19 protein-coding genes and 1 pseudogene are annotated in these 20284 nt (G+C 54.4%); 9 read left to right on the top strand and 11 right to left on the bottom strand.

Annotation, left to right across the window (positions count from 1 at the left end; translation table 11 throughout):
- Positions 1–156: 156 nt before the first annotated feature.
- A complete protein-coding gene (gene secA, locus IGS51_RS13370) occupies positions 157–3051 on the top strand; it encodes a preprotein translocase subunit SecA (protein WP_297078856.1) in 2895 nt (964 codons plus the stop codon).
- A 74-nt stretch (positions 3052–3125) separates the two neighbouring features.
- On the opposite strand, the gene IGS51_RS13375 is transcribed toward secA, so the two are convergent.
- Together IGS51_RS13375 and IGS51_RS13380 are read right to left on the bottom strand one after the other, a co-directional pair.
- Entirely contained in the window at positions 3126–4307 is a 1182-nt protein-coding gene (locus tag IGS51_RS13375; RefSeq protein WP_297078857.1) for a redoxin domain-containing protein, read from the bottom strand.
- Between the two features lie 140 nt (positions 4308–4447).
- Positions 4448–5032, bottom strand: coding sequence for a peroxiredoxin family protein (locus tag IGS51_RS13380; protein WP_297078858.1), 585 nt, complete (start codon positions 5030–5032; stop codon positions 4448–4450).
- Between the two features lie 67 nt (positions 5033–5099).
- Between IGS51_RS13380 and IGS51_RS13385 the strand changes: the two genes are divergently transcribed.
- Positions 5100–6188 (top strand): serine hydrolase, encoded by a 1089-nt coding sequence (locus IGS51_RS13385; RefSeq protein WP_297078859.1) that lies wholly within the window; start codon positions 5100–5102, stop codon positions 6186–6188.
- Positions 6189–6212: 24 nt separating this feature from the next.
- Here the strand turns inward: IGS51_RS13385 and IGS51_RS13390 are convergent, their stop codons facing one another.
- The 3 genes from IGS51_RS13390 to IGS51_RS13400 all read right to left on the bottom strand — a co-directional run bounded on the left by IGS51_RS13390 (position 6213) and on the right by IGS51_RS13400 (position 8690).
- Positions 6213–6962: an SIMPL domain-containing protein gene (locus IGS51_RS13390; protein ID WP_172358276.1), complete on the bottom strand. Its 750-nt coding sequence runs from the start codon at positions 6960–6962 to the stop codon at positions 6213–6215.
- 662 nt (positions 6963–7624) lie between these two features.
- Entirely contained in the window at positions 7625–8023 is a 399-nt protein-coding gene (locus IGS51_RS13395; protein ID WP_297078861.1) for a hypothetical protein, read from the bottom strand.
- 106 nt (positions 8024–8129) lie between these two features.
- Positions 8130–8690: a hypothetical protein gene (locus tag IGS51_RS13400; protein WP_297078863.1), complete on the bottom strand. Its 561-nt coding sequence runs from the start codon at positions 8688–8690 to the stop codon at positions 8130–8132.
- Positions 8691–8815: 125 nt separating this feature from the next.
- On the opposite strand from IGS51_RS13400, the gene codB reads away from it, so the two are divergent.
- Together codB and IGS51_RS13410 are read left to right on the top strand one after the other, a co-directional pair.
- On the top strand, positions 8816–10105 hold the full coding sequence (codB, locus tag IGS51_RS13405) for a cytosine permease (RefSeq protein WP_297078864.1): 1290 nt from the start codon (positions 8816–8818) through the stop codon (positions 10103–10105).
- 227 nt (positions 10106–10332) lie between these two features.
- Positions 10333–10503, top strand: a complete 171-nt coding sequence (locus tag IGS51_RS13410; protein WP_172358280.1) for a ssl1498 family light-harvesting-like protein — start codon at positions 10333–10335, stop codon at positions 10501–10503.
- Between the two features lie 122 nt (positions 10504–10625).
- Here the strand turns inward: IGS51_RS13410 and IGS51_RS13415 are convergent, their stop codons facing one another.
- On the bottom strand, positions 10626–11288 hold the full coding sequence (locus IGS51_RS13415; RefSeq protein WP_297078865.1) for a dienelactone hydrolase family protein: 663 nt from the start codon (positions 11286–11288) through the stop codon (positions 10626–10628).
- 402 nt (positions 11289–11690) lie between these two features.
- Here IGS51_RS13415 and IGS51_RS13420 point away from each other — a divergent pair, with 402 nt between their 5' ends.
- Positions 11691–12869, top strand: coding sequence for a histidine kinase (locus IGS51_RS13420; RefSeq protein ID WP_297078866.1), 1179 nt, complete (start codon positions 11691–11693; stop codon positions 12867–12869).
- A gap of 31 nt (positions 12870–12900) precedes the next feature.
- On the opposite strand, the gene IGS51_RS13425 is transcribed toward IGS51_RS13420, so the two are convergent.
- Positions 12901–13617: a sugar transferase gene (locus IGS51_RS13425; protein WP_297078869.1), complete on the bottom strand. Its 717-nt coding sequence runs from the start codon at positions 13615–13617 to the stop codon at positions 12901–12903.
- A 703-nt stretch (positions 13618–14320) separates the two neighbouring features.
- Between IGS51_RS13425 and psaM the strand changes: the two genes are divergently transcribed.
- The 3 genes from psaM (at position 14321) to IGS51_RS13440 (ending at position 16390) form a co-directional block, all read left to right on the top strand.
- Entirely contained in the window at positions 14321–14416 is a 96-nt protein-coding gene (psaM, locus tag IGS51_RS13430; RefSeq protein ID WP_084782874.1) for a photosystem I reaction center subunit XII, read from the top strand.
- A 348-nt stretch (positions 14417–14764) separates the two neighbouring features.
- The gene (locus IGS51_RS13435; RefSeq protein WP_297078874.1) at positions 14765–15370 is read left to right on the top strand and encodes a hypothetical protein; all 606 of its coding nucleotides are present in this window, start codon (positions 14765–14767) and stop codon (positions 15368–15370) included.
- A gap of 282 nt (positions 15371–15652) precedes the next feature.
- The gene (locus IGS51_RS13440) at positions 15653–16390 is read left to right on the top strand and encodes a hypothetical protein (protein ID WP_297078876.1); all 738 of its coding nucleotides are present in this window, start codon (positions 15653–15655) and stop codon (positions 16388–16390) included.
- Positions 16391–16486: 96 nt separating this feature from the next.
- On the opposite strand, the gene IGS51_RS13445 is transcribed toward IGS51_RS13440, so the two are convergent.
- Entirely contained in the window at positions 16487–16906 is a 420-nt protein-coding gene (locus IGS51_RS13445; protein ID WP_297078878.1) for a DUF4346 domain-containing protein, read from the bottom strand.
- A 923-nt stretch (positions 16907–17829) separates the two neighbouring features.
- Between IGS51_RS13445 and IGS51_RS22385 the strand changes: the two are divergent.
- Positions 17830–18043: pseudogene (locus IGS51_RS22385) on the top strand (DUF2442 domain-containing protein); the annotation flags it as partial.
- A 16-nt stretch (positions 18044–18059) separates the two neighbouring features.
- On the opposite strand, the gene IGS51_RS13450 reads toward IGS51_RS22385, so the two are convergent.
- From IGS51_RS13450 to IGS51_RS13460, 3 genes are read right to left on the bottom strand one after another with little or no spacing between them, the layout of a single operon-like run.
- Positions 18060–18620: a hypothetical protein gene (locus tag IGS51_RS13450; protein ID WP_297078880.1), complete on the bottom strand. Its 561-nt coding sequence runs from the start codon at positions 18618–18620 to the stop codon at positions 18060–18062.
- 35 nt (positions 18621–18655) lie between these two features.
- The gene (locus IGS51_RS13455; protein WP_297078882.1) at positions 18656–19072 is read right to left on the bottom strand and encodes a hypothetical protein; all 417 of its coding nucleotides are present in this window, start codon (positions 19070–19072) and stop codon (positions 18656–18658) included.
- A 3-nt stretch (positions 19073–19075) separates the two neighbouring features.
- Positions 19076–20083 carry a hypothetical protein gene (locus IGS51_RS13460; RefSeq protein WP_297078884.1) on the bottom strand — a complete coding sequence of 336 codons (1008 nt, stop codon included), beginning with the start codon at positions 20081–20083 and terminating at the stop codon, positions 19076–19078.
- Positions 20084–20284 lie beyond the last annotated feature (201 nt).

A 20284-nucleotide genomic window follows, 5' to 3' on the forward strand; every position in this document is an offset into this window, starting at 1 on the left:
CCACTGCACTGACCCCCGGATACCGAATCTAGATCTCTAGACCCCGCACGGCAGGGGGCACTTGTCCAGACATCTCGCTCATTCCCTAGTTCGCTACAATGAACGTTAGGCCTTAGAACCTGTAAGTTTCTTCCTTCACTATCGCCCATTGACACCATGCTGAAAGCCCTGCTGGGAGACCCCAACGCCCGTAAGCTCAAGAAATATCAGCCCGATTTAGCAGAAATTAAGCTGCTAGAGCCAGAAATGGAGGCACTGTCGGATGATGAGCTGCGCGGCAAGACGGCGGAATTTAAGCAGCGAATTGAGAAAGGAGAAAGCCTGGACGACCTGCTGCCAGAGGCTTTTGCGGTGGTGCGGGAGGCGGGCAAGCGGGTGCTGGGAATGCGCCACTTTGACGTGCAGCTACTCGGCGGCATGGTGCTGCATGATGGACAGATTGCCGAGATGAAGACGGGCGAAGGAAAGACCCTCGTGGCCACCTCGCCTGCCTATCTCAACGCGCTGTCGGGCAAGGGCGTGCATGTGATTACGGTAAACGACTACCTGGCCCGCCGGGACGCAGAGTGGATGGGGCAGGTGCATCGCTTCTTGGGGCTGTCAGTCGGGCTGATCCAGTCGGGGATGAACCCGATCGAGCGCAAGCGCAACTACGACTGCGACATTACCTACGGCACCAACAGCGAATTGGGGTTTGACTATTTGCGCGACAACATGGCCACGTCGATGCAGGAGGTGGTGCAGCGCCCGTTTAACTTCTGCATCATCGACGAAGTGGATTCGGTGCTGATTGACGAAGCGCGGACACCGCTGATTATTTCGGGGCAGGTGGATCGCCCCAACGAGAAATATACCCGTGCGTCGGAGGTGGCGCGGGAGTTGTGGCAGGTTCGTCAGGGCGTGAAGCGGCAAATCGAGAAAGTGGAGGGGGCGATCGCCGCTGCTCTGCAAGAAGGCAACAAAGCCGAAGCCAGCCAGCTTAACCGCGAACTCGATCGGCTCAAGGAAGAACTCGATCGCTATTACGAAGTAGACGAAAAGCAGCGCAACGTGCTGCTGAGCGACGAGGGCTTTGAGGTGGTAGAACAGCGCCTCGGCGTGAAGGACTTGTTCGACCCCAAAGATCCCTGGGCACACTTTATCTTCGGGGCGCTGAAGTCCTACGAACTCTTTATTCGCGACGTGAACTACATCGTTCGCAATGGTGAAATTGTGATTGTGGACGAATTTACCGGGCGGGTGATGCCGGGCCGCCGCTGGAGCGATGGCTTGCACCAGGCGATCGAGGCCAAGGAGGGTGTGGAAATTCAGCCAGAAACCCAAACCCTGGCGACGATTACCTACCAGAACTTCTTCTTGCTCTATCCCAAGCTGGCGGGCATGACGGGCACGGCAAAGACCGAAGAAGCCGAGTTTGAGAAAATCTACAAGCTAGAAGTGACAGTCGTGCCCACCAATCGCCCCACGGGTCGGGTTGACCTGTCGGACGTGGTGTACAAAAACGAAAACGCCAAATGGCGGGCCGTCGCGCAGGAATGCGCCGAGATGCACCAGATGGGTCGCCCGGTGCTGGTGGGCACGACCAGCGTGGAAAAGTCGGAGCTACTGTCGAGCTATCTGTCGCAGCTAAGTGTGCCCCACAACCTGCTGAACGCGAAACCCGAAAACGTAGAACGCGAGTCGGAAATTATCGCCCAGGCCGGTCGCAAAGGCACGGTGACGATCGCCACTAACATGGCAGGACGCGGTACGGACATCATTCTGGGGGGCAATGCCGACTATATGGCGCGGCTCAAGGTGCGGGAATACCTGATGCCGCGCATTGTGCAGCCAGAAGATGAGGCCGCCTTTGCCATCAGTGGAGCCGGGGCAGGCGGCGGTCGATCGGGTGGGCAGGGCTTTGCCCCTGGCAAAAAGCAGAAGACCTGGAAGGTGGCGGCGGATCTGTTCCCGGTGCCGATTTCCAAGGAAGCTGAGCGGCTGCTTAAAGAAGCGGTGGACTTTGCAGTGCAGCAGTATGGCGAGCGATCGCTCTCTGAGCTAGAGGCCGAAGACAAGCTAGCGACTGCATCGGAAAAAGCGCCCAGCAGCGATCCGGTGATCCTCAAGCTGCGCGAAGCCTATAACCTGGTGAAGCGCGAGTACGAAGCCCACACGTCTGCCGAGCATGACGAGGTGGTGAAGCTCGGCGGGCTGCACGTCATTGGCACAGAGCGCCACGAGTCGCGCCGGATTGACAACCAGCTTCGCGGCCGTGCGGGTCGGCAGGGTGACCCCGGTTCCACCAAGTTTTTCCTCAGCCTGGAAGATAACCTGCTGCGGATCTTTGGTGGAGAGCGCGTCGCGGGGCTGATGAATATGTTCCGCGTGGAAGAAGACATGCCCATCGAGTCGGGTATGTTGACGCGATCGCTCGAAGGCGCACAGAAGAAAGTCGAAACCTACTACTACGACATCCGCAAGCAGGTTTTTGAATATGACGAGGTGATGAACAATCAGCGCCGCGCCATCTATGCCGAGCGTCGCCGCGTGCTAGAAGGGCAAGACCTGAAGGAGCAGGTGATTAAGTATGCCGAACTGACGATGGACGACATCGTGGATGCCTACATCAACCCCGAACTGCCGCCGGAAGAATGGGAGCTAGACAAGGTCGTGGCCAAGGTCAAAGAGTTCGTCTACCTATTGGCAGACTTGGAGCCAAGCCAGCTTGAAGACCTCTCTGCGGGGGAAATCAAGACCTTCCTGCACGAACAGGCCCGCATCGCCTACGACATCAAAGAAGGCCAGGTCGATGCCGCCTCTCCAGGGCTGATGCGCCAGGCCGAGCGCTTCTTCATCCTCCAGCAGATCGACACGCTCTGGCGCGAACACCTGCAACAGATGGAAGCCCTGCGCGAAGCCATCGGCCTGCGCGGCTATGGTCAAAAAGACCCGCTGATCGAATACAAGAGCGAAGGCTACGAGCTATTCCTGAATATGATGACCGACATCCGCCGGAACGTGGTCTACTCGCTGTTCCAGTTCCAGCCGCAGCCGCAGCCCGTGACCTGATCTCCTGGGGTTTAATCTGGTCTAACCTATGGGACTTGACCTGTTCTGAGGCGTTTAGACGTTAGCGTTGAATGCTAGTGTTTTTTGCGCGGACTGATCGTCCCAAACCCGGCAGGTTTGTTGGAGGCGGACGCAGCTTGAGCATCCCCAGCGGTGGGCGATCGCAAAACGACATGCTGCTTGTTGGCTTCCCGCAGCTTGGCATCGTCCTGGTTGTAGAAAAATGACAGCAGCGTAAATCGTCGTCCCTGCGTCACGGGCGTTGCTTCATGCAGCAGCGAACAGGAAAAAATCACCGCTTCGCCGGGGACCGGGCGATAAAGCTGAGAGCCGTATTCGGGAAACCTGAGATAGCCCCCTTCATAGCCCTCGTTAAGATTTAACGTCATGGCAAAGCGACGATGCAAAGAACCGACATTTGTATTGTCGCGGTGCGGCTTGAAAAACCCTTGCGTTTGGTCATCGTAGCAGCCCACCAGATAGCGCTCGAAATTGGTCACACGGTAATAGAATGCCTTCTCAATTTCTGGGACAATCCGCCGCCAAATGCGCTGATTAATTTGCCCAATCAGGCTAGGGTCAGTAATTCGCAGATCCCGCCGTCGCTTGATGGACGGGTTCAGCACTTCCACCGTCTGATCGCCAATCTGCTGCATAAAGCCAGAATCAACGCTGCCCTCTGCCTCGTAGCGATCCATCAGCAATTGACAAAACGCTGGCTCCAGGACGCGAGGAACCAGCAGCACCGGAGCCTGTCCCGTTACCAGAGTTGGCGGCGAGAGCGGCGGCAATTGCGACAACTGCTCCATCACCATCGCCCCATGACTGACCTGGCGATCGAGCGGGATAATGGCAACAATCCGCAAGTTCTCATCCAGTACAAAGGTCGTGGGATCGTAGACAATGCCGCCGCTGCTATCAATCTGGCACACGCCGTAGAGAGCGCTGAGTTGTCCGTCAAAATCCCACAGGAGGTCGAGATGGGGCGATCGCTCGATCAGCTCACTCAGCGCCTGGTCTTGGGGATCGATGCTCACCCCCAAAACCGACACCCCCAGCGCCTGCAACTGGGCTTGTAGTGACACAAATTCCATCAGCGCTGCCGAAGTTTCGGGGCTGCTGGCGCTACCCAAGAAAAACAGCACCGTGCGATCGCCATTCAGATAATCGCCGTAGTGCTGCGGATGGGCAGTCGAAGGGAGGGCTGCCCAAGGAGCCGGGTCACCAATCGAAAGCGGAACTGCGGAAGTAGCCATGTAGCAAGGGTTTTAAGGGTCAAGGGGGGGGTAGATTGATTCTGGATTTTAGATTTTAGATTGGCGATTTTAGATTGCCAGTCCAAGCATCTGAAAAGCTTCTGGCAAGTTCATCTAGAGCGCTGTCTGCCAAAAGTCGTCTAGGATTCCGGCTCCTTCAGCCGCTCCAGCGCCACTAGCAGTCGCTCGACGCTGGCGTTTGGCTCCAGAAACGAGAACAGGTGACGGAAGCGGATTTTTCCGGCGGGGTCAACCCAAAACTGGGCGGGGAGCGGTGCGCCTAATGCTTGCCCGGTTTGGTAGCGGCGAAACACGCGACATTCGGGATCGCTCAGCAGCGGCATTTTTAGCCCCAGATCTTGCAGCACAATTTTGCTCTGGCGCTCGTCCGTGCTAGTGATCATCAGCACCTCTGCGCCGCGCTGGGTGAACGCCTCGTACTTCTCGTTCATCTCCAGAATATGCGGATAGCAGAGCGGGCAATACTGCTTTTCCGTAAAAATCCGTGTGAAATAGAGCAGCACCGGGCGGTTCCACGCCTGCTCATTGAGCTTGCGGTTGCCCGTATAGTCCGACAGGCGCACCTTGCGATCGCTCTTCACATCCAGCAGCTCAAACGGCGGCGCGAGGCTGCCCGTGACAAACTGATTGGTGGCGGGAATGGGGAAGAAGTTTTTGTAGAAGCGATCGCCCAGCAGTCCGCGAAAGTCGGTAGAAGTTAGCATTGCAGAGGTTGGGAAGTTCAAGGGAAGTTCAAGGGGGGGCAGGCACAGTGAGGACGGGGGGTATGGAATGACCCATCAAAACCTTGAAGCACGGGTCAGAGCAACGGTCGAGAGGGAACTGCGAGAGGCAGAGACACCAGGAGCGGCGATCGCCCTCCTCCGCAACGGCGAAACCCTTCTGGAAGCTGGCGTAGGCTATGCCGACCTCCAGCAGCAAATTCCCCTGCCCAGCGATGCCCGCTTCTATATTTACAGTATTACCAAACCGCTGCTGGCGACGGTGGCAATGAATCTGGTGCAGGCGGGGCGGCTAGATCTGGACACATCGCTAGCGCCGCAGTTCGCCCAAATTCCTTACACCGTCGAATCTCCCGTGACCTTGCGGCAACTGCTGAGCCACACAGGCGGCATCCCCGGCTATGGCGATGGCAGCGCCTATGTGCAAGATTTGCAGGCGCATCCCCAGCAGGCCTGGACAACGGAGACGTTTCTCCGGGTAGCGCAAGACCAGGGACAGCTTTTTTCACCCGGCGCAGGTTGGGCCTATTCCAACATCGGGTATCTGCTGCTGCGGCTGATCTTGACCCAGGAAACAGGGCTGTCAATGCCGCAATACCTGCACGAGTGGATTTTTCACCCGCTGGGGCTGCGACACACCTTCGTCGCTGAAACGCTGGAACAAGCGCATGGATTAACCCCCGGCTACAGCCAGCTCTTGACTGGGGACGAAACTGGAGACGCATTGCAAAACGTCGCGCTGCTCTATCATCCCGGCTGGGTGTCGCATGGGGTCGTGATCTCCACCGCTGCCGAGCTGGGCAAAATCATAGACGCACTGTTTGCAGGCAGGCTGCTGGAGCCAGAGCGCGTGTGCGAAATGCGAGAGCCGATCCAGGTGTTCGATTTCGAGCATCCCCAGATCGGCAAAATTGGCTATGGCTTGGGGCTGTGTCTGGGGTTGGAGTTGCCCTACGGCACGGTCGCAGGGCACAATGGCGCGGGGCCGGGCTATGTCACGGGCGCGTTTTACCTGTCGAATGTGCAGGGGCAGCCAACGACGGTCGTGGCACTGGCCAACCGCGATCGCCATGACCTCGACCTGGGGACGCGCATCGTTTTTGCTATCCTCCGGGCGCTGACAGATGCCCCCAATTAGCCCAACCCCTGATTCACACGCCACCTACTCAATCCCAAAGGTCACCGAAACCACGGCTGTAATGTCCTTCTCGATCGAAGACGTGTCATACATGCCGTAGTCGCTGACCTCGGTGGAGTTGCGCGAGGTGATTTGAAACACGCCCGTTTCAGCACTGCGGACTGCGCCAACGCGGTTGCCTGCGCTCTGGGCGATCGCCTCTGCTCGGGCCTTGGCATCCTTGGTCGCCTCGGCCACCATCTCAATCCGCAGCTTGCTCAGCTCGGTATAGAGATACTGCGGCGACTCCGACACCAGATTAATCCCCTCGTTGATCAAGTCGGTCGATTGCTGTGACAGCGTGGTGTATTGATCGACCTCCGTCGAGCGCACCTCAAACCGCTGCGTCAGCCGATAGGCCAGGGTTTGCCCAGTTTCCCGTCCGTTGGGCGCAACCTCCGGAATCGAGTAAGATTCAATCGCGCTGAGGGTGACTGCTTCGGCAGGCACCTGGTTTTCGCGCAGATAAGCCTGCACTCGCTCAGTCTGTCGCTTCAAATCCTGATAAGCTGCCTGAGCCGTTGGCTGCTGGCTGGATACGGACAGTCGCCAGATGATGTAGTCGGAGCGGATGGGCCGCTTGGCAGACCCCGTCACCACCATCACATCATTGCTGGATTTCACGTCGCGCAGGGCCGTTGCGCCGATAAACGTGCTGCCCACCAGGGCCAGCGAGAGGGCCACTAAACCTGCGAAAAGCTGGGGATAGCGTTCCGATGAAGCTGAATTTTGCATGATCATTTCTCCTCTCCACCAGGGAGAATAAAGACCCTCTGCGCGTTCGTCCGATGCGGAGAATTGCTTTACAACGCTGACGTGAGGGGCTAGCAGGAGCGACAAACACTGGCTTCACCAGAGCTTTGGTGGCTCCGGGTGGCACAAACTATTCATCGATTCCCGCCGCCTCCACGAGGCTCTGAGGACTGGACTCGGCTCAGGCTCGATTCCAGTTTCAAAAATCCAGGACTGACGCACTTGCAATAAGCTTTCTGGATTTTGGATAATTTCTCGCTGCACCCGCGAAAAATCGTCCAACTGCATAAGTCCTAGAATCGTTGCGTGGCTCTGTCACCGAGCGGCGGCGCGGCATTTGGGTCGAATTTTTATAAAAACAATTGGGTTCGTCAGTCGAGCTTGCCAGAACAGCGTTCACTCCACTCTGGCGGGGTATGATGCGATCCCTGACTGACGCGGCCAGTTTGGCAGCCAACAACCGAGCAGGAGAGCGATCGCCACACTTGGCTACTTACTAGACCAGTCTTTCCAGTACCTCATTCACGAAAGCGGTTTCGTCAGTATGCTTAACTACAGCAGCACCTGGAGCAATTCCCGATGCGATCGCCCCCTTTGCCAACTCTAAAATCCAAGCTCCAGCAGATCTCCCTGTCCTAGCCCCCTTAACCGCCCTTCATCCGCTGCTCCAACTCTTCCAGCGTGTTGATCAGCAGGCGCTTGGCTTGCAGCGACCAGCCCCACTTTTGAACGGCGATCGCCCCCGCCCCACCAACAATCGTCGCCAAAAAATCGATAGGCTGCATAAACGAAATGCCCAACAGCAGGCCCAGCCCCGCAATGCCCCACAGCGGCAGCGCCACGGCCTGACGCTGAGTTTCCACCAGCTTGGCAAGGCCGCTCGTAGGCATTTCTGCCAGCAGGGTTTCCTTAATCTGCTGCTGCTCAGCCCGCGACACCGACAGGGCAATCTTTTGCCGCAGCTTTTCCATCTTGCGGGCATCGGTGCTGTATTGCGTCAGTTCATCTTCTGCCATCAGCAGCAGGCGTTCAAGCTGTCCCATCGTTGGTTGCGCCTCTAGTGTGAGTCACGGTTGCGTCAGTGATTACTCCTTAACAATACGACACATTACGACATATTCTGGCACTCATTGCCCCAGGTGCTTTCCGCTATTCTTCGTCCCACAGCCGCTCTAGCTGATAGCGCCACGCGCCCAGCGTTTGGTCACGCTCGGCAGCCCCCGCCTCCAGGCTGCCCATCATGCCCTCAGCATAGAAGCGTTCTAGGGTTTGCAGCGTGGTCTCCATCGACTGCCCTTGCTGCTTGGCAGCGCGAATGATCTGGCGAATTTGGGCTTCGGCCAGACGGTCGAAGCTGGGGTTTAGCCCGCGCTCTTGCAGAGACACCAGGCGGGCGATCGCCGCTCGAAAATCTTCCACCGTCAGGCTGGCCAGGGCATGTTGATAGACCCCCCACAGCACGCCCTGATAGAGGGCATAGCGAACTTCCTGGGTTTCATCGAAATTTGCCTCCAGAAGTTGGGCAAGATAGGGGGCAGCCGCCTGCGCCGAATCAATCGAAACGAGCGATCGCAGCCAGCTCTGGTCTTCCGAAAGCAGCACCAGCAGGCGCAAGTTGCCGATCTCGACTTGCCAGGATTCTGGCTCGGCAGCCTGCACCGCAGGGCCAAACAGGGTCATCAAAAGCGTCGTGATGTCGCTAGGAATCATGAGTGCGATCGCCTTGGAAGTGAAATTTGTAACCTACAATACCTCTCTTCCTGAACACAGAACCGAGAATACCGGCATAAAAGCTTTATAAATATAGAGTCTACGCGGGGAGGAATAGAAGTCGTATGAGTATTTCGTCAGATTCACAATATGTGGATCGCAGTCAGGCCGGGGAAGACTATCCGCTTTCGGCGGTGCCCTTCGAGGCCCGCAAGCCCATCTGGTCGCTGGCCCCGCTGCTAATGGGGTTTGCGCTTACCTCTACCACGCTGTTTGCCGGTGGGCTAGTTGGCTCATCGTTCCCCTTTTCCACCATGCTGGCTATTGTGCTAATTGGCAACCTACTTTTGGGAACCTACTGCGCTGCAATGGGCTACATCGCCCAGCGGAGCGGGCTGACGACCGTTCTCATGTCGCGCTTCAGCTTTGGCAATGTCGGCTCTCGCTGGGTCGATTTTGTGCTGGGCTTTACGCAAATCGGCTGGTATGCCGTGACCAACGCCTTTATCGCCGATGCGCTCACGAAGCAGTTTGGACTGTCAGACGGAATGAAGGTCTTCCTGACGGTGTTCTTTACCTTCGCCTTTTGCGTCACTGCCTATATCGGCTACACGGCGATGGACTGGCTTAGCCGTATCGCTGTGCCCGCAATGCTGATCCTGATGGCGATTAGCCTGATTCGAGGATTTGGCGATGCAGGCGACCTGGCCAGCTTGCAGCCCGCCCAGCAGATGGGGGTTGGGGTGGCGATCGCCACGGTGATGTCTACCTTTATCTCCGGCGGCACCCAATCTACCAACTGGAGCCGCTTTGCCGACACGCCCAAAAACGCCATCTGGAGTACCTTTCTGGCGTTTTTCTTTATCAACGGGCTGCTGGTGTTTACGGGAGCCTTTACCACCCTGGTCTATGGCAGCGAAGACCTGATCGCGGCGATGGCCAAGCAAGGCTTGCTGCTGGGTAGCCTGGTTCTGCTGATCCTCAACGTGTGGACGACCCAGGACAACACCATCTACGCCTTCTCAGTGGCGGGAACCAACTTTTTCCGCACTACCAAGCGCCATGCCTTTGTGCTGGGCGGGGCACTGTTTGCGCTGCTGCTGGCGCTGACGGGCATCTATGAAAACCTGATCACTTACCTCCTGCTGCTAGGCACGCTGATCCCGCCCATTGGGGGCATCATCATGACCGACTTTTGGCTGCGCCACCGGGGTCAGTTTCCCTCGCTGGATACTCCCCTGCCTGCGTTCAACTGGGCTGGCGTGATTTCGTACATTGCTGCTGCGCTCATTGCCTACTTTACGGGCACTGCGGGCATCGGCATTGGCCCGCTAAATGGAATTATTGCGGCGGCGATTCTCTACGCGGTGCTGACCAAGGTGATTCCTCAGCCCATCCGGGTGACGGAAATGTAGTTTCTTCCCCAAGAGTTTCTTCCCCAAGCGGGAGACGGTTAGCAGCGGGCGATCGCCCCCACTCCGTCCGTCCAACACTCTAGTCAAAGCGCCGCAGGGTATCTCTTGTGGCGCTTTTTAGGCTTATTAAACTCCATCCAATGTTTAAACTTCCCTAAAGGAATGCCGGAGTATGCACATAACTAGTTGCTAAGATTAATAAATATCTAGGAAAAAGGATTGAGTGCATGCGCTACACCACAGAAGATGGCGGTCGCCTGAACAACTTTGCCGTTGAGCCGAAAATGTATACCGCTGAGCCACCCAGCAAAAAACAGCAGACGATTTATCTCATTGCTGGCATTGGCGCACTGGTGCTGGTGGGCGGTCTCGTGGCGATCGCCGTCTCTGTCTCCTAGCCCGTCTTTTGGCACACCCTGAATCGATCAAAAAGCCGAGCGCCCCAGGCTAAGCTCTGTGGGACTCGGCTTTTTAATGTGCTTCTTTTAATATGCTTTTCTAGACGACCCCTTGCCCTCTGCTAGGCTGTCGCCAGTTCTCGCCGCAAAAAGCTCAGCGTCTTATCCCAGGCATCAGCAGCGGCAGCGGGTTGATAGACCTCCGGGCGGGTGTCGTTGAAAAAGGCATGGTCGGCTCCGGTATAGGTGTGGGTTTCGATAGAGCCACCCGCCTGTTGAATGGCTGCCTCTAGCGATCGCACCGCCTCTGGAGTCACGAACCCGTCGTTTTCCCCAAAAATACCCAGCACGGGCGCACGCAGCTTCGAGAAATCGGGCTGCACGTTGGGATGGATGCCGTAGAAATCCACCACTGCGCCCACGCGCTGGCTCAGGGTCGCCGCCAGCAGCGCCAACTGGCCGCCCATGCAAAAGCCCACCACGCCCAGGCGATCACCCGTGACTGCCGGGTGACTCTGCAAGTATTGGAGGGTTTCTTCGAGCTTACGAGCCGTTTGCTCAATGTTGAGCGCCATAAACAGCCGCCCCGCCTCGTCGGGTGAGGTAGTCGTTTCGCCGTCGTACAGATCGGGGGCGATCGCCACAAACCCCGCTTCGGCAAAGCGATCCGTTACCGTTTTGATATGGGGAACCAATCCCCACCACTCTTGCAGCACCACCACCCCCGGCCCAGCGCCGTTCGATGGCAGTGCCAGATATCCTCGATTCGCAATTTCTGTTCCCATGACCTGTGCCAGCTAAAAATCAAGTCGCCATTCAAGAAACCTCACCCAGTAAAGCGTCGAAATGTCCTGCTCCGCAAGAGTTCGCGCGAACAGTTAGCTGAAAATCAATCCCTGAGCCACCCTGCAAAAGGTTAAAATATTTAGTAATTTGGTGTATGCTGCATTGCACAAGGCGTGCGGGCTGCATTTGCTGCATTTATGGCGTGTCTCCCCTGACAATTCTTAGCCATGCCTAAGCTGTGAACTGCGCTAGAAGGCTATTCTGGCGATCGCCCCCAAAGTCACTCTACCCTGCACTTAGCTCACAACTGCCTTCCTTAAACTCCAGCCAGCCTACTTGAAACACAGCGCTACCGACGTTCCGTTTGCTCGCCCGATCCCATCCGTTGTGATGTAGCCGATATGGAGGCCCTATCCACTCCACCCGACCGCGCCGAACCGTCTCTGCAACTGCTGTTGTTTGTAGACAAGCGCCCTAGCTCCGTCGAAAAGATTCGGCAGATTCGCAGTCGCCTCAAAGAGCTAGCGGCAGACTATCCATTCGACCTGCAAGTGGTAGATGTGGGGGAGCAGCCGCACCTGGCCGAGCATTTTCGCCTGATTGCCACGCCGGCCATTATCAAAATTTACCCAGAGCCGCGCCAAACCCTCGCTGGCAGCAACCTGATCGCCCAGATCGATAGCTGGTGGTCGCGCTGGAAACAGTCTGCCCAGGAAAGCCGGATTAGCCTCGGTTCCACGTCGCCCTTGCCTATGGCGATAGAGTCGCTGCCAGTTCCCAATTCCGTCACCTATTCGGCTGAGCTAATTCGCCTGTCGGATGAGATTTTTCGGCTGAATCAGGAAAAAGAGGAACTTCAGGAACAGCTTCGATTCAAAGACCGACTCATAGCGATGCTGGCCCATGACCTGCGAAATCCCCTCACGGCGGTTTCCATTGCGCTGGAAACGCTGGAACTGGGCAGCAGTATGCGAGAAATCTACGCCGAGTCGCGGCTGACCCCAGAAACCATGAGTCAGCTCATCAAACATGCCCGCACGCAGGCGAAGACGATTGACCGCCTGATTACAGACACGCTCCACGCTGCAAACAGCACTGGCGGCAAGCTCAACGTGCAGCCTCGCAAGTTTGACCTGGGCAAGCTGTGCCTCGGTCTGGTAGATGATTTTCAGACCAAGCTGCAAATCAAGGCGCAGAGCATTTCTACGGATATCCCCAGCGATTTGCCTGCGGTGTATGCTGACCCCGATCGGGTGCGGCAAGTCTTGGTAAATCTGCTAGACAACGCCGTGAAATACACGCCCAATGGCAGCCATATCCAAGTTTCGGCCTTGCATCGCACAACGCAAAAGGTGCAGGTGAGCATCTGCGACGATGGGCCAGGTATCCCGGCTGAAAATCGCGATCGCATCTTTGAAGACAGCTATCGGCTGGAGCGAGATACCACGCAAGACGGCTATGGGATTGGGCTAGCGGTTTGTCAGCGCATCGTGCGGGCGCACTACGGTCAAATCTGGGTCGATTCAGAACTGGGAGCCGGAAGCTGCTTCCACTTTACGCTCCCAGTCTATCGACCGTAAGGGGGCGGGCAAACGGGCGATCGCCCCTGCTCTACATTGCGCCCACGCCAAACAGCACGGCGCGGATGGTTTTCAGAATCAGCGACAGGTCGTAGAGCGGGTGCCAGAGCGCCTGATATCGCAAATCGAGCCTGACAATTTCCTCAAAATCATCGATTTTTGACCGTCCGCTCACCTGCCACTCGCCCGTAATCCCCGGCTTCACATTCAGTCGCAGCCAGTGATGGTCGGCGTAGTTTGCGACCTCATCCAGAGTGGGCGGGCGAGTGCCCACCAAGCTCATCTCGCCTTTGAGGACGTTGAGAAACTGAGGAAACTCGTCGATGCTCGTTTTTCTAAGAAACCAGCCGACGCGAGTTATCCGCGGGTCGCGGCCACGCTTGAAATTAAAAGGTTTTCCCTGTGCCGCATCGGAGGCGCTATCGGGCTGATCCTGCATCCGATCAGCGCCTTGAACCATCGTGCGGAATTTGTAAATCGTAAAGCAGCGTCCTAACAGACCACAGCGCTGCTGGCTATAAAAGATGGGGCCAGGGCTGTCGAGCCGGATGGCGATCGCCACGGGCACAAAGATAATTGCTAAGACCAGTAGCCCAACTAGGCTGCCAAGAATATCGAGCGATCGCTTGAACCAGTGATTTACAGAGGGGTGGGGTAGGCGATCAGGTGTTTGTACGTGCAGAGCGGGCGCTATTGAAACGGAGCTAAGTGAGTCTTGGAGCGAATCTGGAGATGCATAGCGAGACATTAGTAGTAACCCTTTTTGAAGTAACAACCCTGCTGGAAGAAGACCGCATAAATACGTAAAAACCCTTTCGTGCAGGAATATATAGCAAGCGCTTATGGATCAAAGGTTCAGCAGAAACGTCTTCACGGAATCTTTGCAGAAGCCCGAAAGTAGCTCATGTTTTTAAAGTCTTCGTGAAGCTTTTTATGAACACTCCATCAAGCGATTGAGACGAAATGTTAAGCAATGGTGTGCTTGGTAGAAACAGGCTGCCTTGATCTGGCGCTCTGAATCACGCACCTGAGTTACGCATCCTGCCATAGGCCAACTCGCTCGACCCTGCACAGAAACAGTCAGCAGCGTTCATGTTTCCAATTTATTCAGTTCATGCTTCTACCTTATTCATCAGGTGAGGCAATGTACTGAGGCAATGTACTGAGGCAATTGAGGCAATGTCCTGAAGCAATGTCCTGAAGCAATGTCCTGAAGCAATGTCCTGAAGCTATATGCAGAGGCAGCAAACGACTGGGCAAGACAGTGAATGGGCGATCGCCCCAATCTCCTGCTCCAATCTCTCGCCCCAATCTCCTGGGCAACCGCTGCAAACGGCATCACAGATTATTAAACTGTGTGACAAGATGTTCCCGATGCTCCCGATTTAGCCGAAAGTGTTGGACAGTAGCACGTTTATTGGCGTGTCGTTTGTTATTAGGAGTGTTACAAAATGGCTTTGTCAGATACTCAAGTTCTTACAGCGCTGGTGATTGCTCTGCTGCCTGCGGTGCTGGCATTTCGGCTTTCGACTGAGCTGTATAAGTAAGTCATCAGTCTGCTAGGGCTGAGTCTCTGCTGGGCACTGCTGCGCGGCGACTCAGCCCTCTCAGGTTTCACTCAAACCTCTCACCCAAGCCTGCCGGGATTTCAGACTTGCAGATTTCTGGCTTAATAGTCAGGCTTAAATAGATCGCCTAGATCGCCTAGATTCAGATCGCCAGATCGCCTAGATCGCCAAGTTTGGGTCGCCAAATTTAGGTCGCCAGATTTAAACTCCCAAATTTGGGTCTTAAGTTTTGGCGCGAGAGGTGCCAGAGCTTCGCATAGCGATTATATTGGGGTAGATTCCGGGCTACCGGTCAAATCGCCCCGTTTTTTTATATGAACTGCTAGCATGAATGCGATTCAACCCTCCCGCCCGCCGCTTTACCCTGTCGAGCCAGTTCGCAAGCAGGCTCCCCGCCCAAGACGCAGGCTCCGGCAGCGGCGCAATCCCCATCAGTCGGTTGCGGTTGAAGCCAGCCTTCGGTTAGCTGTGAATGTCGTGGTAGGGATGGTGGCGATCGCCTCAATTGTCCGGCTGCTGCCCCAAAACATCAGCCAACAGCACAAACTCAACAAGCTCCAGTCAGACGTGACGGCACTAGAGCAGCGCGTGGATCGACTCCAGGAAACCTTTGCCCGCCAGTTTGATGCAGGGCAAGCCCGCAGCGTCATGCAGGAAGAAACCGGCCGCATTGGCATTGGCCAACGTCCGGTCGTCTGGGTAAAGCCCGCTCCAGACACGGCGATCGCCCCTACCCCTGCTGCCGATCCTGCAAGCGTCGCAAACCCAGCCAACCCTGTTTTGCCCGTCACGCCGCCAGACACAACACCCGTTCCCCGGCCTGCGCCCAGCCAGCCAGACGCTTCTCCGACCAATGTGGTGTCTGATCCTGCACCCGCTCAGGCTCCGGTCGCTGTGCCGAGTCAGGCATCGGTCGCCCCTCCGGGGTGGTAGCCCTTGGAATCGGCTAGAGGGCGATCGCGCTGCCACGAAGGGAGCCAAGTTCAAGGGCTGTTTAAGGGTGCTAGTTTTTACGGAGATTATTAATCCGGGTTACGCTGAATCCCTGCGTCTACCGATTTGCCCGGAGTTAGATGTCGATTTGGGTTGATTATGATGGGTTAGGTACAGCTTCAGCCGCCTAACAGGTCACCCCTGCTCTCTTTGGAATGGTGCCCCTGGATCATGTCGATTCAAAAATTCCCCCTAGCCACGCTCCTCAAAATCAGGCGATACATGCAGACGACCCTGGCGTTGCCTGATGCCGAGCAGCAGGCAAAGGTGGTAGAAACGCTAGACGACTTGCCAGAGCCGGAATCCATCGATGACCTAAGCGGGCTATTTTCTTCGGGAACGCCCATCGTCAAAACCCTTTCGCCGATTCTGCAAGAACAGTGGTTTATCAGCACGGTAAACCCTGCTGCCCCGCTGATCAAAATGCCGGGGCTGTGGCTAAAGCCGGGGTTTCGCCTGGTGAGCTATTTGTATCGCTCAGCAGAGGGCAGTGGGGTTGGGGTGGTGTGGGCTGTGCCAGAAGAATTTGGCACCACAGCCCAGCTTGAAAAGGCTGTGAAAGAGAAACACAACATTGCTCAAGTTCCTCGTCCAGAAGGAGCGCTCGGCCACGTCATGGAAGCCATCGAGGGCGATCGCTCGGCGGCTTCGTTTGTGCTGGCATCGATCTTGCGACGAGAGCTTCAGGAATTGGGCGTGTTGGGCGATCGCCGCAACTGGGCCTACCACCATCTTATCGAGGGCATCCCTGCCAAATATAACTGGCAGTGGCGAACCGAGATCCCCAAAGACCTGTCGCCCAAGGTGCGCCTCTATCCCGATGGACACGCAGCCGTGGAGCTATTCTCCTGCCGGGTTTCTGGAGCCAAGACGCTGTATCGCCACCTCGACCGCTATCCGCCCAATTCCTACAAGCCCGACAGCCTGGATAAGATGCTGGCGGTAGAGCAGGTGGGTTAGCTTGCCAGATTCCCAAATTTCCAGAGTCACCTGGGATCAATTGATCCTCAATTGATCTGATGATCTGCTCTGAATCTAATCAGCTAATCTTGTCAGCTAATCTTGCACATAGTCCTGCCCAGACAGCAGCGCCAGTTCCGCCCGCACAAACTCGCGCCCCAAATAGGCAGCGTGGTCAAGATAGCTGATGGGGCAAGGCTGCGCTTTTTCAAAAATTTCGATGCAGAGTTCCTTGGCGGTGCGTCCGCGAAAGATTGCCGTGGGCGATCGCTTCAGAGAACCGTTACAAGGCAGCGGCTCCCCAGTTTCGGGATCGCAGGCCAGCCCCTTGTCATTGATGACGTTAGAAAAATGGTCTGCACAAATCAGCTTGGCATCCCGATCCACATAAATAATGAAATAGCCCTGGGGATCTAGCTCAATGTAGCGATTGGATAGCTTGTCATCCAGAGCGGCGTATTCATTGCGGAGCGCGATCGCCTCAGGACGCAACTCTTGTTCGGCAGTTTGATTCATAACAAAGGTACAGGTTCTCGGAAGCTACGGATATTGAAGGTCGGCCCAACCCCTAATCTATCGCATCCCAGCAGAGTATCAGATGGGGCATGTGGGGCATGTAGATGGGCATGTAGGTGCGATGATGCCATCAAAAGTGGGTGATGGGACTCGAACCCACGACATTCAGCTTGGGAAGCTGATAAAAATCTTTGTATATCAAGACTTTTAAGACTTTTTGCGAATTTCTACACCCAATTTACACCCAAAAAGTTTTTTTCATCTTCCCTTCATGGAGAACTGAGGCGATCGCTTTTACTCCTCTTCATCTCTATCTGGTTTGAGTGAATACTTCCACTCAACAAGAACTCTCATCCCGTGGATACTCTCACTCAATAAGAGTATAGTGAGAAAGAGCATAGTGAGAATCAAAGCCCAGTCCCACCGACTGGCAATCTACAAGACTGGGCATCTCACAGATAGAGTTATACCCATGATGACGGATAAAGAACGATATGAAGTCGCCAAATCAGCCGCAGGGGAAGCGATCGACGTTGACTGACAGAAGTTGTCTAGAAGCTGCTGAATAGCTTGTGGTGTGGTCGTTTCTTGGTTGACTGACAAAAGTTGTCTAGAAGTTGCTAGACAGCTTGCGGTGCGGTAGTTTCAGAGATCTAAGGAGAGAGAGTGGAGCCAGCGTTCTAAGCTTAGATACCACTCAAAAGCATAGATGTTGTGAACTCCCCTCTCTACAATGCCTTGAACACTTGGCTGGGTCAATCGGTACCCTGTGCGTATCGTGGGCAGCAGCGTGCCTATCGAATCGAGTTCAAAATACACACGTACTGCTACGTCGCCCATTAGTTTTGTCAGTCAACCGGGGGCGATCGCACGGTCACTCATTTGTTCGTTTGCTGGAGGGTCATTCGAGTCCCTCAAAGCTGGTTGCTCTTATTGTAGGTCGGTTGATTACGCAGATCATCGCGCCGCTGGTGTGGCATCCTTGACTGCGAAGCGCAACGCCCAGAGCAGCGGGAACGCTGGACACTCTACGGCGGCGGCTACAGCATCCACTGGGAAGAACTGGATGAGGATTTGAGTACGGAAGGAATGCTGCGGGGTGCGCCTGCGCCGGGTGCTGGGATAGCAAAAGATTGAGCAAGAAGATGATTAATTACGGCGATTCAGAGACTTCCAAGCAGAGCGAAGGTGTATCAAACGGTGCCCACTTACATTCCCAATCTGGATCTTTTTCTCCGCCAACAATGAGCTGAATAAAAACTGCGTGCTGATAATTAAATGGTGACTCAAGAAAAGCATCGAGCTTTTTCTTATCTGTCTCACCTGTGCTTTGCTGATTAGTCGATTTCTTTACTTCTATAACTAAAAGATTGTTTTCATTGTCCCCTCTTTTGTGAACAATAATATCCGGGTAGACTGTTTTTGCGTTCGTGTCATCATAGCCAGGCAAACCACCACTCTCTTCTAATACTTTGCTTAGTCTGTTTCGAATCTCTTGCTCCAGAATCAGCTTTTTATGATCTCCCTGGCTTCGATTGTATTCACAATCCACATGCAACTCTAGATTACGGGTTTGGAAACCAGCCTGAAGATATCCCGCAAGCTTATGCGTAAATGATCTTTCGTTTGCGTCTACTCTAAATAAATAAGAATCATGTTCTTTTAATAACTCAAGCGCTTCTTGCAGTATTTCCTCAACCTCTTTCCTTTCCATTAGTTCTCCTTCACAAGGATCAATCTGTATCTTTATTACAATTCCCAAGTGTGATCCGGGCTTTTCAGTGCTTCCTTAACTTTTGATAAATCTCCTAAGTCTTTAAAGGGGCTAGCTTTTGCCAAGTTTATGATTGAATCCAGAGTCAGTGCCAGCTGTTGATTATCGCCATTGGCAAGGGCTTGATCCGCAAGCTGAAAAAGTGACTTGAAGTTCTGAGAGCGTTCATCAAAGGATCGCTCAAGATATCCAATAAGCAGATCCCTGTGGGCTTGGATTTCGGCAATCTTAGTTTTCTCCCATGCTTCGATCTCTCGACGCTTAGTTGTTTCAGTCTCAATGGTTCTTTTACATTCTAGATACGCCTGAATAACTTCATTGAAAGCATTGGATACGAGAAGAATGTTCTGTCCTTTAGCAAAATCTAGAGGTGATTTCTCTTTCATATTCATCGACTAAATATTGCGGTACCTAAATCTAATTTTCTCAAACTCTTGATTAATCTCTCCTTTCTCATCCAGTACAGGAGTTTTCAAGATTTCAACCAGAGCCTTGATTAGGAGAAGAACTTCCTGAAAGCTTTCAGCGTGTTCTTCAGGCTTAAAGTTTATTGTTTTCTTGAAAAAGATTCCTCTGCGTACAAAGACCTTGGATTCAAGCTTATTCAAACTTTTTAGGGCACGTTCATCTATCGAAACCACAAGACCTGACAATTCTTGAATTCGGTTCTGCACTTGCTTGAGAAATGCTTGCAATGCAGCAAGTTTTGCAGTTGCCACATTTGCTTCTGAAACATAAAGTTGCGCTTTGGTCAGCGCTTTCTCACCTTGTCCACGCAGAACAAAGCCGCCAATCATTAAAGCTGGTCCCAGGGTAATTCCACCTAAAATTACGCTACCAAGCGCCATGCCACCGCCGCCCGTCGCCAGAGAGCCACCGCCTAGCCAGGCTAAAGTAGCATTCCAAGCAGCAGCGCCACTAAGTCCACTAATTGCTGTACCTGTGCTGGCTGTACCAAATAGTCCTATAAGGGTAACTGTTCCTTGCCCGGCTGCATAAGCAGCGCTTGCAGCCTTCAGTCCGCCTGCAGCAAAACGTTGTGCTTCCAGTGCTGCGGTTTTGTACTCCTGAAACTGCTCTGGCGAAAAACCTTCCATGCCCTCTAGAAATTTCATGTCGCTCTGTGAGACTTGCTGACCAATGCGCTCAATAAAGTCAACAAAGCGTTGAACAGTTTCAAGATATACCTGAATTTGGAGTTGAGCATACTCTTCTGCAATAGCCTGTGTTTCTAAAGCCTTCTCTTCAGTGAGTTTCTTGGCTTCTTCATAGCGAGTCTGGGCCTCTTTGCCAATTTTTTGGGCTTCCCGGATTTTTGTTACTCCCTTTGCTCCTGCGACAGCTCCTGTTCCTCCTGCAATTAATGCCGCAGCACCAAGAATGATAGGGATAATAAAAATCATGAGTAAGCCTCTATGCCAATGTATCTTTTACTCCAGAGTGCCCAGCTTGTAATAATCAGCTAACGTCTGAGGAATACCAGATTATTCAGCACTCCAGGAAAAAATCAGGACAAATACTACGGAATTAGCCACTTTGTTCATGCCAATCTTTGGCGTGTTGGCGGATGGCTTGGAGTTCTTCGGGGGGCATTTTGTCGAGGT

The sequence above is a fragment of the Thermoleptolyngbya sp. M55_K2018_002 genome, from assembly GCF_015295965.1.
In the GTDB taxonomy this organism is placed as follows: Bacteria; Cyanobacteriota; Cyanobacteriia; order Elainellales; family Elainellaceae; genus Thermoleptolyngbya; species Thermoleptolyngbya sichuanensis.